This window comes from Streptomyces cadmiisoli (assembly GCF_003261055.1).
GTDB lineage: Bacteria > Actinomycetota > Actinomycetes > Streptomycetales > Streptomycetaceae > Streptomyces > Streptomyces cadmiisoli.
Map to the genome: position 1 here is coordinate 7,919,314 of NZ_CP030073.1, position 13,511 is coordinate 7,932,824.

Below are 13,511 nucleotides of genomic sequence, written 5' to 3' on the forward strand. Positions count from 1 at the left end.
TCGGGCGGCCGTTCCCCGATGGCTTGCCCTCCGGTGAGCCGTCCGGCGCGGGCCGCGAGGACCATGTCCGCCACTCGCGCACCCGCGACCGGCGGGCAGCGGTGCGCGGGGTGCGTACCGCTCGGAGTGGGCTGGTGGACCAGGGCCCGGATCGACCCAATTGTCGGACCATGAGCCCTGTCTACACTCCCGCGCCCCGGGAGGCGAGGGACGTCACGCACGGTGGTGGGGCATACGCGGGCGGCCCGGCGCCTCAGCGGGGCGGCCGGGCGCGGCGGGCGGCGAGCAGCAGCGCGATGTCGTCGGGCCGGTCGGCGGCGTGCCGGGCCCCGACGGTGAGCCGGTCCACCACGGCCGGCAGCGAGCGGCCACCGGGCCGTCCGGCCGAGGCGCCCGCCCTGGCCAGCGCCACCCGCAGGGTGCTGATCCCCTCGTCGATGTCGGCACCGGGCCGCTCGACGAGCCCGTCCGTGTACAGCGCGAGGACCGCGCCGGGCTCCATCGACAGCTCCGTCACCGGGTACTGGGCGAGCGGGTCGACCCCGAGCACCACACCACCCGGGATGTCCACGATGTGGGTGCGGCCGTCCGCGTGGCGCAGCAGCGGCGGCGGATGGCCGGCGCGGGCGACCCGGGCCAGACCGGTGCCGGGGTCCAGACGGACGTAGCAGCAGGACGCGAACTGGCCCGGATCGAGGTCGATGAGCAGATGGTTGGTACTGCTCAGGACCTCGTCGGGCGGCCGGTCGTCGAGCGCGAACGCCCGCACCGCGCTGCGCAACTGCCCCATGGTGGCGGCCGCCTGCACCCCGTGACCCTGAACGTCCCCGATCACCAGGGCGACACCGTCGCCCGCCTCGACGACGTCGTACCAGTCCCCGCCCACGTCCATGCCCTGTGTGCCGGGCAGATAGCGGCCGGCGGTCTCCAGCTGCGGGTGATCGGGCAGCCGGCGGGGCAGCAGGGCGCGCTGGAGTCCGCGGGCGAGCGCCGCCTCGCTCTCGTAGCGCTGCGCCTTCTCCATGGCGTGCGCGATCAGCCCGGCGAGCGCCGTGAGGACGGTGCGCTCCTCCACGCTGAAGCTGCGCGACCGGTCGAAACCCAGGATGCAGGAGCCCACCGGGCGTCCCGAGGCGATCAGCGGCAGGAAGGCACGGGCGCCCTCCGTCGCGTCGAGGGGGATGCCGGGATAGGCGGCGGACAACTGCTGCATCGAGTCGAAGAACAGCGGCTGACCCGTGGCCAGTGTCTCCACGCCGGGCAGACGGGCGTCCAGGCCCACGCCCTCGAACGGGGCGAGGAAACCGGGCGGGAACCCGGTCTCCCAGGCCAGGAAGAGGTGCCGGTCCTGCAGCAGATAGATGGCGAGGCGACGCCCGCCGAACGCGGGCAGCAGCTCCTGCATGACGACTGCCGACACCTGCCGGGCGGTGGCCGCCTCCGTCAGCGCGATGGCGAGCACGATCGGGCGGTGGACCAGCGACGTCGCGTCCACCTCGACACCGGCGGCGTCTGCGTGCCCGGGTGCGTCGCAGGCTTCCTCGGCGTCCTGGTCCGCCGGGACGACGGTGCAGGTCAGGAGGTCCGGCCCGGGGTGGACGGAAACGGCCAGCCAGACCCCGTCGTGCGGATCGTCCGGCGCACCGCCGCGGTCGGGCCGGTGCACGTGGAAGTGCACCGGTTCGGGCGACAGCAGCGCCGCACGCAGATGGTCCTCGCAGGCCGCCCGGCCCAGCCACGGCACGCCGTCCCACAGCGGCCGGCCGAGGAACCGGGCCCGCGGCTCCCCGAGGAGTTCCGCGGCGCGCGGATTGGCGTAGCCGATCAGGCCCAGCCGGTCCACGCAGAACACGCCCTGGGGGAGCTGGTCGGCGACCGTCTCGGCCACCGAGCCCGCGTCCAGCACGATCCCGCCGACGGCGTGACGGGCCGACGCACCGGTGTCGCGGTGGGTCACGACCGGATTCCACAGCTCCACCAGCCGCGCAGCGCCGTCCAGGGTGTGCACGCGCAGCGGCTCGGGCGGTGGTCCGCCGCCGGCCGCCCGCCGCAGGGAGAGGAACAGCAGGTCCGCGTCGTGCGGTCCCACCGCAGAGGTCAGGGTCGCGGCCGGGCACGCCAGGTGCTCCCGCGGCAGCCGCAGCAGGTCCCGCGCGGTGTCGTCCGCGAGGAGCGCCTCGCTCGCCGGGTCCCACGTGAAGCGCCCGATCCGGCACTCCGCCGGCCTGGCGCCGGGCGGCCGTACGTTCAGCGGCTCGTCGTCCCAGACGAGGGGCTCCCCGCCCTCCTCCAGACGTCGTACCGCCACCCCCAGGTCCTCGGCCAGCTCCGCCAGGCGATCGCGGTCGGCCAGCAGTTCGGTGGCGTCCGGCGCCGCCGGTCGCATCAGTGTCAGCACACCGAGGCGTGAGGTCCGTCCGCTGACCGGCAGGCAGATCGTCCCCACCGGGATCGGCAGACCGGCCGCGAACTGGGGGTAGCGGCGCATGGCTTCGGTGGCGTTCGGCAGTACCACCTGGACCCCCAGCCGGTAGGCGTCGGCCACCGGGAAACTGCGGTGCACGTGCAGCCGCCACCAGGGCCGGAACAGCGGCCCGGGCAGCCCCACCAGGGCCGCGAGCCGCAGTACGCCGGGAGCCGTGGACCGCAGGTAGATGCCCGCCGCCCGACCGCTGGTGACGCGGACCGCCTCGGCCGCGGCGTCGGCCAGCAGCTCGGCCGGCCGCCCGGCCGTTCCCTTCCGGTCCTCGGCGCTCCCAGTCATCGGACCCACCTCGTCCCCCGCGCCGTCGCGCGGGTGACACAGCAAGAATGCGTCAGGACGCCCCCTGTCCGCACCCGGGCGGGTCCGCGGCCCGGGCGAGGCGCACAGCCGCTCCGGGCGCCCGGTCGTGCCCCGGTCGCGTTCCCGGTCACTTTGCCGGTCACTTTGCCGGAACGGCAACGGACTTCGCCCCGTCCCGTCCTCGGCCCGGATGATCGGTGGGTACCGGCCGACCGCAAGGCGCCGGTCGCGCCCGCTTTCACCGCCGCAAGAGCCACCGCTCGGGGAGTGACCCATGACGAACCCGCCCGCCGACACCCTCGTCCACCGCTCGGTGCCCGCACCCGCCGGCCGGATCCACCTGGTCGAGCAGGGCAGCGGGCCGCTGGTGCTGCTCGTCCACGGCTTCCCCGAGGGCTGGTACTCCTGGCGCCACCAACTGCCCGCCCTGGCCGCGGCGGGCTTCCGCGCCGTGGCGGTCGACGTGCGCGGCTACGGCCGGTCCTCCCGGCCGGAGGCCGTCGACGCCTACCGGATGGTGGAGCTGGTCGAGGACGCCGTCGCCGTGGTCGCGGCCCTCGGTGAGCGGTCCGCGTCCATCGTCGGACACGACTGGGGCGCGAGCATCGCCGCCACGTCCGCGCTGCTGCGCCCCGACGTCTTCCACGCCGTGGCCCTGCTCGGCGTGCCCTACAGCCCGCCCGGCGGGCCCCGCCCGAGCGACGTCTTCGCCGCGATGGGCGGGCAGGAGGAGTTCTACGTGTCGTACTTCCAGCAGCCGGGCCGGGCCGAGGCGGAGATCGAGCCCGACGTGCGCGGCTGGTTGGCGGGCTTCCACGCCGCCCTGTCCGGCGACACCATGCCGGGCCCCGACGATCCCTCCCCGTACTTCGTCGGGCCCGGCGGCCGGCTGCGCGACCGGTTCCCGGCGGACCGGCTGCCCGCCTGGCTCGGCGAGCCGGAACTCGACCGTCTCGCCGGGGAGTTCGAGCGGACCGGTCTGAGCGGAGCGCTCAACCGGTACCGCAACGTGGACCGGGACTGGGCGGACCTGGCCGGCCACCGTGGCGCGCCCCTCACCCAGCCGTCCCTGTTCATCGGCGGCGCCCTGGACGCCTCCGTGTCGTGGCTCGCCGACGCGATCGCGGCGTTCCCCGACACCCTGCCCGGTCTGGTCGCCTCGCATCTGCTCGACGACTGCGGCCACTGGGTCCAGCAGGAGCGTCCGGACCGGGTCAACCGGATCCTGGTGGACTGGCTGACCGGGCTCGCCCGCTGACCCGCCCCGGCTCAGCTGCCGCGCAGCGTCCTCTTGGCGAGTTCGTACGCCGGGAGCATCGCCTCGTGCTCCGCGGTGTCCATCCCGCCGAGGTGCACGACGACCGGGCCGCGCGCGGTGACGACCGCGAAGGCGCGCTCCGCCTTCGGCTCCTCCAGCAGTTCGCTGGTGTACAGGTACTCCACCTCGGCGCCGGTGAGGCCGCCCGCCTCGAAGGTGCCGTAACGCTCCTTGCTCGCCTCGACCTCGGCCTCGACGAAGCCCTTCAGGACGGTGCGTGCGTCGTCCTCGCCCGGATCGGCGGTGAAGACGCGGAGGAAGCCGATGTGCCCGGCGGGCTTGGCGTCCACCTCGCAGGCGGCGGTGACCGGGCCCTGGCGGAGGAGGGCGTCGGCCACTTCCTCGGCCAGCTCGCCGTCCGCCTCGCCCGAAGCGCCCTCCACGGCCTCGGCCGTCCACTTCTCGGCGATGTCGAACGTCACCGGCAGCTCACAGGCCGATCCCGTGGCTCCGATGGTGCCGCCGCTCCTGGCGGTGCCACCGCCGTCGGCCGCGCCCGCGTCCTTCGACGCCGACGCCGACGGGTCGGCGGACGCTCCGGCATCCTCCTGCGCCCCGTCCGCGCACCCCGTCAGCAGACCCGCCGCCACGGCCGCGGTGATCAGTCCCCGCCGCGCTTTCCCCACCCCGACCTGCACCGCACTGTCTCCTCTCGGTTGAGCCGGGTCACTGTATCCGAGGCGTCGGCAGGGCGACGGACGCAGGCCGGGGCGGCGCAGCGGGCCGGTCGACGGGCCGTGAGCGAGGCGTCCGCGCGCACGGCGGACACCGTGACCGGGAGCCTCCGGTCACAGGGCGAGAGTCCGGCGCGCCGCCACCACGGCCTGCGTCGCGTAGGAACGTCCGAACAGCACGGTGTGGACGAGCAGCGGGAAGAGCTGGTGCAGCGGGATGCGGTCCCGCCGGCCGGCAGGGAGCGGAGCCGCCTCGGCATAGCCGTCGAGCACCTCGTCCAGGCGGGGGCAGCCGAAGAGGTGCAGCATGGCGAGGTCGGTCTCCCGGTGGCCACCGTGCGCGGCGGGGTCGATGAGCCGGACCCGTCCGTCCGCGCCCCACAGCACATTGCCGTTCCACAGGTCGCCGTGCAGCCGGGCGGGCGGTTCGGCGGGGCCCGCCAGTTCGGGCAGCCGCTCGCAGACCCGCTCGATCGCGGCCGACTCCGCCGGCCGCAGCGTGCCGTCGTCCACGGCACGGCGCAGGTAGGGCAGTACGCGGTGCTCGGCGTACCAGGACGGCCAGTCGTCGCCGGGGACGTTGCGCATGGGGGCGAGCCCGATGGACGCGTCCGCCGGGCCGCCGGGCGGCGGCGACCCGAACGCGCTCGCCCCGGCGGCGTGCAGCGCGGCCAGTTCCCGCCCGAAGCGCAGCGCGGCCGGCCCGTCGGCTCGCCCGGCCGGAACACGGTCGGTCACGAGCCACCGTCCGTCGTGTCCGCGCACGGCCGGCACACCGACCGCTTCGGCCTGACCGAGCCAGCGCAGCCCGGCCGCCTCGGCGGCGATCCCGCCCGGCGCGTCCTGGCGCTTGACCATCACCACCTGCCCGCCGTCCAGGGTGACTTCGGCCAGCGTCGCGGACAACGGACGGACCTCCGTCACCGCACGCCCGGTCATCCGGGCCGCCACGGCGTCCGGCCCTTCCTGTCCGGCGCGGGCGGTGCGAGCGGTCATACGGCGTCCTTCTCACGGTCGGTCCGGGGCGAGCGAAGGAGCCGGAGCGGTACCCCGCGGTTCCCCGGGAGCGGATCCGCGCGGTCCGGCGGAGCCGTACGCCCCCACCAAGGTACGACGCGCACCCGGTTTGCGGGACCGGCAAAGTTGTTTGTCGCCGGGGGCGGTCCGGCTCCAAGCTCGGTCGTGCGCGCCGAACCGTCGCACGGTCGCGCGCCGAGCCGACGACCGACACCGACGACCGCAGGAGTCACCATGGCCGAAGTCCCCACGCCCACCCGGCCCGCAGAGTTCTGGGAGGCCCGCTACCGGGACACCGGGCGGGTCTGGAGCGGCCGCCCCAACCGACTGCTCGTGGACGAGGCCACGGACCTGGCGCCGGGCAGCGCGCTCGACCTCGGATGCGGCGAGGGCGGGGACGTCGTGTGGCTGGCGTCCCGCGGCTGGCGGGTCACCGGAGTCGACATCTCGGCCACCGCCCTGGAACGCGCGGCGCGGCACGCCGCCGAGGCCGGTGTGGGCGAGCGCACCGCGTGGGAACGCCACGAGCTCGGCGAGACCTTCCCGGACGGCTCGTTCGACCTGGTGAACGTCCAGTACCTGCAGTCCCCGGTCGGCCTGGACCAGCGGTGGATCCTGCGGCGCGCCGCCGAAGCCGTCGCCGAGCGCGGCACACTCCTGATCGTCCTGCACGGGGACTGGCCGTCCTGGCAGGGCGAACCGCCCTTCGACGCCGCCTTCCCCACCCTCGACGGCCTGCTCGCGGAACTGTCGCTGCCCGAAGCGGAGTGGACCGTCGAGTCGGCGCGGACGGCGCGTCGCGCGTGTGCGTCCCCGGACGGGGTCGAAGGACACCGGAACGACCACGTGTGGCGCCTGCGACGCCACTGACTTCGCCCGCCACCCGACGAGAGCGGCGCGCCGACTCGCCCGCAGGGCATGGCGGTCGCCCTCGTCCGGGCCACCGGTCCGGCTGACCGCCGGCCGCAGCGGGGGAGTTCCGGCCCTACTCCTCCGGCGTCGGCGCCTGTTCCGGGAGCAGGCCGGCCGCCTTGACGGCACGCCAGAACCGGGCCGGAACGGGGTGGTTGAAGACGTCCACGCTGCCGGTGACCTCCTGCGCGGAACGGGCGCCGACGACGACGCTGGTGACGGCGGGATGTCCGAGCGGGAACTGCACCGCCGCGGCGAGCATCGGCACGTCGAAGGCGTCGCACACCTCCCGCCACGCCCGCAACCGCCACTGGAGCCGTCGCGGAACGGCGCCGTACCCGTGCGGCGCGCCCGGACGGGGGTCGGCGAGCAGCCCGCTCTGGTACACACCCGCCGCCATGACCGCCACGCCCCGCTCGGCGCACAGCGGCAGCAGCTCGGCCAGGCCGGACTGGTCGAGCAGGTTGTAGCGGCCGGCCAGCAGCACGCAGTCGGGTCCGGGCGGAGCGGCCTCGCGCAGGAAGCGGGCGGCCACGGAGGCGTGGTTGACGCCGATCGACACGGCCCCGACGGTGCCCGCGTCCCGCAGGTCCGCCAGGGCCCGGTAGGCCTCGCGCACGGCGGTCGGGAAGTCCTGCTCGGGGTCGTGGACGTGGAGCACGTCGATCCGGTCGAGCCGCAGCCGTGCCAGGCTCTCCTCGACGCAGCGCAGCACCCCGGCGTACGAGTAGTCCAGCCGGGGTCCCAGTCCGGCCGGCGGGTCCGCCCAGATCGGCTGGGTGTCGGGGCCTCCCGGCTCGATGAGCCTGCCCACCTTCGTGCACAGCACGTACGCCGCGCGCGGCCGGTTCGCCAGCGCCGCTCCGGCGCGGACCTCCGAGCGCCCGTACCCGTACACCGGCGCCGTGTCGAACAGCCGTACCCCCGCGTCCCAGGCCGCGTCGATCACCGTGGCCGCCTCGTCGTCCGACACCGGCGCGAAGAGGCCGCCCACCGAGGCCAGGCCCAGCCCCAGTCGGCTGACCCGGAGCCGGGTACGGCCCAGCGTCACCAGCTCATCCGCCCGCACGGCCGCTCACCCCCAGGAGGTCCGCCCCGGTGCCCGCGAACGGCGCGGCGTCGCCGGGCCGCGGGGGACGGCACAGCGCGTCGCCCGGCTCCCCGAGGCAGGCGGAGGTCCGCGCCGGACCGCCGGGCGGACGGAGCAGGGGTGGGCCCTCTCCGGCGGCGTGCTGGGCGAGCCGGGTTCCGTCGTGCGCGGGAAAGACGGGCATGGTCGCGACCCTGTCACCGGCTTCCGGCGGCGGCAACCCGCTTTTCCCGGGTGCGGGCCTTCGCGTTTGAGCTGCGCGTTCCTGGCCACACGGTGCGAAGACATCGAAGGACGAACCAGGACATGAGGTGAACGACCGTGGCGCGAGAGCAGAAGGCCAAGGCCAAGGTGGAACAGGCCAAGGGAAAGGCCAAGGAGGCGGCCGGCCGCACGGTGGGCAACGAGCGCCTGACGGCCGAGGGCAGGGCGGAGCAGATGAAGGGCGATGCTCGTCAGGCCAAGGAGAAGACCAAAGATGTGTTCAAGGACTGAGTCCCGCACCGGCCGGTGACCGGCCCTCGGCGGGTTCCCCCGTGCGACCGCACGGGGGAACCCGCCGTTCTTTCCAGCGACGGCGACGGTGTCGGCGCCGAGGCCCTGACGCCGGCCGGTTCGGTCAGTCCTGCGCGATGAGCGCGGGCGTGGACTTCGTCAGCACCTCGCCGCGGAAGAAGGCCGGACTGCGCCACCGCATCGCGGCCATGACGACCAGCCCCAGCGCCAGCAGCCCGACGCCGATGACGAACACCGACCCCACCCCGAACACGGACGATCCGCTGCCGTAGGCCGGGTCCCACATGTCGATCAGTGTCTTGGTGAACACGGCGGCCAGCAGCAGTCCGCCGACCACCGGGAACAGGCCCTTGAACAGCAGGTCCCGCCCGGATCGCAGCAGGTCCGCCCGGAAGTACCAGGCGCAGGCGAAGGCCGTCAGGGCGTAGTAGAAGCAGATCATCAGGCCGAGTGCGTAGATCGTGTCGACCAGGACGTGCTCACTGACCAGGGTCATCACGGTGTAGAACACCGCCGTCGCGACGCCCGCGGTGACGGTGGCGCGCCCGGGGGTGCGAAAGCGCGGATGGACCCGCGCGTACGACGCGGGCAGCGCCTCGTACGCCGACATGGCCAGGACCGTGCGGGCCACCGGGATGAACGTGGTCTGGAGGCTGGCCGCGGCGGAGGCGAGGACCGCCAGGAAGAGCAGGATGCCGAGCGCCGGGCCCATCACCGGACCGGCCAGCGCGGCGAAGACGTTGTCGGAGGTCTCGGGGTTGGCGAGGCCGAGACCCTGATCGCCCGCGCCGACCACCATCTGGGCCGCCACTCCGGTGGCGAGGTACGAACCGACCAGCACCACCATGGCGACCAGTGCCGCCCGGCCGGGGGTGCGGCTGCTGCCGCTGGTCTCCTCGTTGGCGGTGAGACAGGCGTCCCACCCCCAGTACATGAAGATCGACAGTGACAGTCCGGCCGTGAACGCGGCGAACGACTGGACGGCGAACGGGTTCAGCCACGACCAGGAGAACTCCGCCGAGGTCGGGAACTGCGCGCTCCCGGCCTTGGTGAAGGCCATGGCGACGAAGACGCCGAGGACCACCAGCTGGAGCGCCACCAGCGCGTACTGCAGGCCTTTCGTCGCGGTCATGCCGCGGTAGCTGATCACCGTCGCGATCGCGATCAGGGCGAGGCAGGTGAGGATGTGCACGGCTTTGTCGTCGTCCAGCGCGGCCACCGCGTCGCTGCCCGTGATCTCCCCGGCGAGAAGCCAGAAGTAGGAGGTCGCCACGCCCGCCAGGTTCGACAGCACGATGATCGTCGCGATCACCAGTCCCCAGCCGCACATCCAGCCCACCTTGGGCCCGAAGGCCTTCACCGTCCAGGTGAACGAGGTGCCGCAGTCCGGCATCGCCTTGTTCAGCTCGCGGTAGGCGAAGGCGACGAGCAGCATCGGCAGGAAGCCCGCGAGGAACACCGCGGGCATCTGCACGCCCACTTCTCCCGCGGTCGAACCCAGCGTCGAGGTGAGGCAGTAGACGGGCGCCACGGTGGAGACACCGATGACGGCGCTGCCCAGCAGTCCGACGGAGTTCCCGCTCAGGCCCTTGGCGCGCATGCCCCCGGCGGGGGTGGCACCGGTGTCTTCGGCCTCAGGCCGTGCGTCCAGCTGAGTCATGAACAGGACGTTAAATCCTGCGGTTTCCGTGGTGACTTCACACGACTTTCCATGCGGCCACGGCCCGATACTCGCCTGTTCGATGGTGGATCAACTAAGCGTCCTGTGATTCCAAGGTCCATCATCGGGGCTGAGTGACGCATCCAAAGCAGGTCGTGCGGTGTTCGATATTCGGTAATCGCAGCGAGGGCCGATGCCGCGCACGTGAACCGTTCCATGTGATCTGCGCCACGGCGGCGCGCGCGAAGCCCGCCGGACCGGAGCAGCGACGGCACCGGACGCGACGTGGAGCCGCGTCCGGCGCCGGGGACTTCCGCCGGGGAGCGGTCAGAGGCGCTGCCACAGCGCCGGGGTGGCCGAAGGCCGCCAGGAGCCCTGAGCCTGGTGGGCCTGGAGGCACTGGTAGCGGACCCCGCCCTGGCTCACCGTGGCGCCCACGCCGTAGACGCGGCCGGAGGCCCAGGCGTCGGCCCCGCTGTCCTGCGGGTCCGGGGTCCCGGCCGCACCCGCGGCCGTCTTGAGGGTCAGGCCGAAGTCTTCGAGCACCGCGTTGATCGGCTGGTAGTACGTCGTGCCACCGGTCCGGCAGTCGCCCGAACCGCCGGAGGTGAGTCCCTGTGCCTGGGCGCCGGCGAGGAACGGGCCGCCGGAGTCACCCGGCTCGGCGCACACCGTCGTCCGGGTGAGGCCGCTCACCACGCCCTGCGGGTAGCTGACACTCGTGCCGTACTGCTGGATGGTGCCGCAGTGCCAGCCGGTGGTGGAGCCGGAGCGGCACACCGACGCGCCGACCAGCGCCTCGACCGATCCGGCGATCTGCACCCGCTGGGCCGACTGGCCCTTGACGTCGGCCGTCGCGGTCCAGTCCCCGTTCACCGCCACCCAGGCCATGTCCTTGCCGGGGAAGGTGGAAGCCCGGAAGGTGCCCTGGGCGCTCTGGTCGTGGCCGGTGGTGGTGTGGCCCGCGGCACCGCAGTGACCGGCGGTGGCGAAGCCGTCGACCGCGGCCCTGGTGACGGAGAAACCGACCGAGCAGCGCGCCGAACCGTTGATGTAGTAGGGATCGCCGCCGACGATGTCCTTCAGCAGGCGCGGCCGGTCCGCGGAGACCTGTACGGCCACACCGTCGTTCGTGGCGCCCGCCGCCTTCACGAACGCCGTCGCGTGCGCCCGGCTGCGGGCCTCGACCACGACCCGGTTCCTCGGGACGTCGACGTACCAGACCGGCGCGTCGGTGGTCGCGGCGCGCCGCGCCGCCGCGTCCAGTTTGTCCCGGACGCCCGTGAGTCCCGCCAGGGACTTCTTGACCACGGCGGCCTTCGCGCCCTGGCCCTGGATGGCGGGCAGGTCCGCACGGTCGGTGGTCGCCACGGTCAGGTCCTGCGACGTCGGACCGGTCACCCAGGCCCCGCCGAACCGCTTGCCGAGCGCGTTGCGCAGGCGCCCGGCGCGGGTCCCGGCCTCGGCCTCGTTCACCAGACGCTGCGCCGCCTGGGCGGGGGTCAGGCCGAGGTCGCGTTCCAGCGCGCGCAGTACCTCGGCCGACGGCCTGTTGGCCCCCAGCGTCTGGGCCGCGGTGGGGCCGGGCCCGCCCGCGGGCGGCGGCTCGGCCCCCGCCACCGAGCAGACTGCGCTCAGAAGCAGGGTGCCGAAGGCGATCAGGCCCGCGCGGCGTGCGGCCGGGACTCGTCTGTGGACCATACGAATGGATTCCTTCCAGTCCGATGGGCATGAAGCTGCCACGAGGCCAGGGCTTGCCTGGAAGGAAGGAAGCAATGTCACCGCACTGCCGCTTTCGCGCTTTGGAGACGCAAAGGGGCCGCCAAGTGCAGTAGGCGCCGGCGGGGCCCCGAGCCGGGCGGACCCGGTCCGGCGGCCGACCGCCGTCGAGCCGGCCGCCGCGACCGCCGGGCCGGGACCAGGGCCCCGGCCGCGGGGCCGTCGGTGTCAGGGGGCGATCCCGACCCCCTCCACCCGGCTCCATGTCCGCTCCTGGGCGGCCGTCATGGCGGGCCAGTGCAGCTCGCCCGGCCGTGGCCGGACACGAGAGGCGTACGGCAAGGGCCGGAACGCGGCGTCGTAGAAGCATCCGGAACCGTAGGCGCGGTCGAACGCGGCGCAGGAGTCGGCGATGGCGCGCGCCGTCGGCTTCCGTCCGCTGCGCACCCAACGGTCCAGCGCCGCCACGGAGTTGGCGTACTCGGCGTCGCTCAGCTCGCTGTGCTCGGACTCCCGGGTGAAGGTCTGCACGAGATGCCCGTCCCGGTGCGCGCCGCTCAGTGTGGCGCGGTAGGCCGCCTCGTGCTCGACGAAGGCGGTCGGGTCGTCGATCGCGTGGAGCGTCAGGACGGGGATCGCGACCCTGCCCGTGAGATCGCTGTCGTAGGACAGGTCACGGACGGCGGCCGGGTCGGGGGAGAAGCGCTCCACACCGGCGTTGAGGGCCGCGTCGTCGTGCGACCCGGAGTAGCGCACGCCCCGGTTGCCGAACGGATTGCGGTCGCCCAGCCGCTCGTGCACGATGTCGCGGAACGTGAAGACCGAGAAGCGCAGATGGGACTCCAGGGTGCGCTCCGGGATCCGGGTGACGGCCAGGATGTCGTCGAGGTTGCGCTGCTGGAGGGCTGTCCGGTCCTCGGGGGCGGAGTCGTATCCGGTGCACTCCTGCAACCGCGCCCGCAGTCCGGCGGAGGTCAGGGTCGACCCGGGGCGCAGCCCCTGCCACAGCGGGTACTGCGGCTCGGAGGGCCGGGGCAGGTTCCGGCAGTAGTACTGGTAGACCACCCGCAGGTCGACCCGGTAGTCGTAACCGCGGGACCCGCCACCGAGCACGCCGTTGGTCAGCAGCGCCCCGTCGTAGGGGCCGCTCCGGCCGCCGTACACCTCGGCGGCCTTGGCCGCGACGTTCCCGCCCCACGACTGGCCGTGGACGTAGGTCCGTTCCGGCTCGCCGAACGCGGACACGAACAGGCGGCGCACGTTCTCGGTGTCGGCCGCGGCCATGCGCGTGCCGTAGCCGCCGCGGCGGTAGGACGAACCCGCCCACGCGTAACCCTGGTCCACCATCACCGACCAGCGCCCCAGATCGTCCAGGCTGCGCTGCGGGTCGGAGGCGGCGCCGAGGTCGGGACCGCCGTGGGCGTGGACCACCAGCTTCCCGTTCCAGTCGTCGGGGACGGCTATGGCGAAGTGGGCGCCGTTGCCGTCCTGACCGGTGTAGCAGGCGGCTTCGCCGGCGAGGTCCGCCGGGCAGTCGACGGACGCCGGACCCGAATCCGCCCGGGCGGCGGGGGCTCCGGCGAGCACACCCGCGACCAGGGCCGCGGCACCGGCGACCGCCCCCGCGCGTCCCCGTGCGCGGCGGCGGAGGGGTCGGCGGATCCGGGGGGTTCTCCATGTCTTCACGATGCGGCTCCTCGTCCGGGCTGGCGCTTCGTCGCGCTGTGCGCCGCGATGCTAGGGAGCGGCCGGAGCAAGGGCCATGCACTTGATCGTTGCGTTCATAGTGTTCGGCGCGCGTCCGTTCCGCGCCGCCCCGG

At 74.0% G+C, this 13,511-nt stretch carries 11 protein-coding genes; 3 read left to right on the forward strand and 8 right to left on the reverse strand.

Annotated elements, in window-relative coordinates; translation table 11 throughout:
* Positions 1–253: 253 nt before the first annotated feature.
* The gene (locus DN051_RS34940) at positions 254–2,764 is read right to left on the reverse strand and encodes a SpoIIE family protein phosphatase (protein ID WP_112440636.1); all 2,511 of its coding nucleotides are present in this window, start codon (positions 2,762–2,764) and stop codon (positions 254–256) included.
* A 295-nt stretch (positions 2,765–3,059) separates the two neighbouring features.
* Here DN051_RS34940 and DN051_RS34945 point away from each other — a divergent pair, with 295 nt between their 5' ends.
* A complete protein-coding gene (locus DN051_RS34945; RefSeq protein WP_053757874.1) occupies positions 3,060–4,043 on the forward strand; it encodes an alpha/beta fold hydrolase in 984 nt (327 codons plus the stop codon).
* 11 nt (positions 4,044–4,054) lie between these two features.
* Here DN051_RS34945 and DN051_RS34950 read toward each other — a convergent pair whose 3' ends face one another.
* Both DN051_RS34950 and DN051_RS34955 read right to left on the reverse strand, forming a co-directional pair.
* Complete coding sequence (locus tag DN051_RS34950; RefSeq protein WP_112440638.1) at positions 4,055–4,741, reverse strand: lipoprotein; 687 nt, start codon at positions 4,739–4,741, stop codon at positions 4,055–4,057.
* A 150-nt stretch (positions 4,742–4,891) separates the two neighbouring features.
* Complete coding sequence (locus tag DN051_RS34955) at positions 4,892–5,773, reverse strand: fructosamine kinase family protein (RefSeq protein ID WP_199314747.1); 882 nt, start codon at positions 5,771–5,773, stop codon at positions 4,892–4,894.
* Between the two features lie 255 nt (positions 5,774–6,028).
* Here DN051_RS34955 and DN051_RS34960 point away from each other — a divergent pair, with 255 nt between their 5' ends.
* On the forward strand, positions 6,029–6,664 hold the full coding sequence (locus tag DN051_RS34960) for a class I SAM-dependent methyltransferase (RefSeq protein ID WP_053757876.1): 636 nt from the start codon (positions 6,029–6,031) through the stop codon (positions 6,662–6,664).
* Between the two features lie 115 nt (positions 6,665–6,779).
* Here DN051_RS34960 and DN051_RS34965 read toward each other — a convergent pair whose 3' ends face one another.
* Together DN051_RS34965 and DN051_RS34970 are read right to left on the reverse strand one after the other, a co-directional pair.
* Positions 6,780–7,775, reverse strand: coding sequence for an aldo/keto reductase (locus DN051_RS34965; protein WP_053757877.1), 996 nt, complete (start codon positions 7,773–7,775; stop codon positions 6,780–6,782).
* Positions 7,762–7,980 carry a hypothetical protein gene (locus DN051_RS34970; RefSeq protein ID WP_159053988.1) on the reverse strand — a complete coding sequence of 73 codons (219 nt, stop codon included), beginning with the start codon at positions 7,978–7,980 and terminating at the stop codon, positions 7,762–7,764. The genes DN051_RS34965 and DN051_RS34970 overlap by 14 nt, the downstream gene beginning before the upstream one ends.
* A gap of 137 nt (positions 7,981–8,117) precedes the next feature.
* Between DN051_RS34970 and DN051_RS34975 the strand changes: the two genes are divergently transcribed.
* Positions 8,118–8,291 carry a CsbD family protein gene (locus DN051_RS34975; protein ID WP_079000647.1) on the forward strand — a complete coding sequence of 58 codons (174 nt, stop codon included), beginning with the start codon at positions 8,118–8,120 and terminating at the stop codon, positions 8,289–8,291.
* 124 nt (positions 8,292–8,415) lie between these two features.
* On the opposite strand, the gene DN051_RS34980 is transcribed toward DN051_RS34975, so the two are convergent.
* The 3 genes from DN051_RS34980 to DN051_RS34990 form a co-directional block, all read right to left on the reverse strand.
* The gene (locus tag DN051_RS34980) at positions 8,416–9,972 is read right to left on the reverse strand and encodes an APC family permease (protein ID WP_053757879.1); all 1,557 of its coding nucleotides are present in this window, start codon (positions 9,970–9,972) and stop codon (positions 8,416–8,418) included.
* 327 nt (positions 9,973–10,299) lie between these two features.
* Positions 10,300–11,673 carry an alpha-lytic protease prodomain-containing protein gene (locus DN051_RS34985; RefSeq protein WP_053757880.1) on the reverse strand — a complete coding sequence of 458 codons (1,374 nt, stop codon included), beginning with the start codon at positions 11,671–11,673 and terminating at the stop codon, positions 10,300–10,302.
* A gap of 246 nt (positions 11,674–11,919) precedes the next feature.
* On the reverse strand, positions 11,920–13,377 hold the full coding sequence (locus DN051_RS34990) for an alpha/beta hydrolase family protein (protein WP_425471690.1): 1,458 nt from the start codon (positions 13,375–13,377) through the stop codon (positions 11,920–11,922).
* Between the last annotated feature and the right edge of the window lie 134 nt (positions 13,378–13,511).

Bases quoted from the DNA above. Each gene is read 5' to 3' on its own strand.
- DN051_RS34985 (WP_053757880.1), bottom strand. From the start codon at position 11,673: ATGGTCCACAGACGAGTCCCGGCCGCACGCCGCGCGGGCCTGATCGCC.
- DN051_RS34955 (WP_199314747.1), bottom strand. From the start codon at position 5,773: ATGACCGCTCGCACCGCCCGCGCCGGACAGGAAGGGCCGGACGCCGTG.
- DN051_RS34980 (WP_053757879.1), bottom strand. From the start codon at position 9,972: ATGACTCAGCTGGACGCACGGCCTGAGGCCGAAGACACCGGTGCCACC.
- DN051_RS34970 (WP_159053988.1), bottom strand. From the start codon at position 7,980: ATGCCCGTCTTTCCCGCGCACGACGGAACCCGGCTCGCCCAGCACGCC.
- DN051_RS34945 (WP_053757874.1), top strand. From the start codon at position 3,060: ATGACGAACCCGCCCGCCGACACCCTCGTCCACCGCTCGGTGCCCGCA.
- DN051_RS34960 (WP_053757876.1), top strand. From the start codon at position 6,029: ATGGCCGAAGTCCCCACGCCCACCCGGCCCGCAGAGTTCTGGGAGGCC.
- DN051_RS34940 (WP_112440636.1), bottom strand. From the start codon at position 2,764: ATGACTGGGAGCGCCGAGGACCGGAAGGGAACGGCCGGGCGGCCGGCC.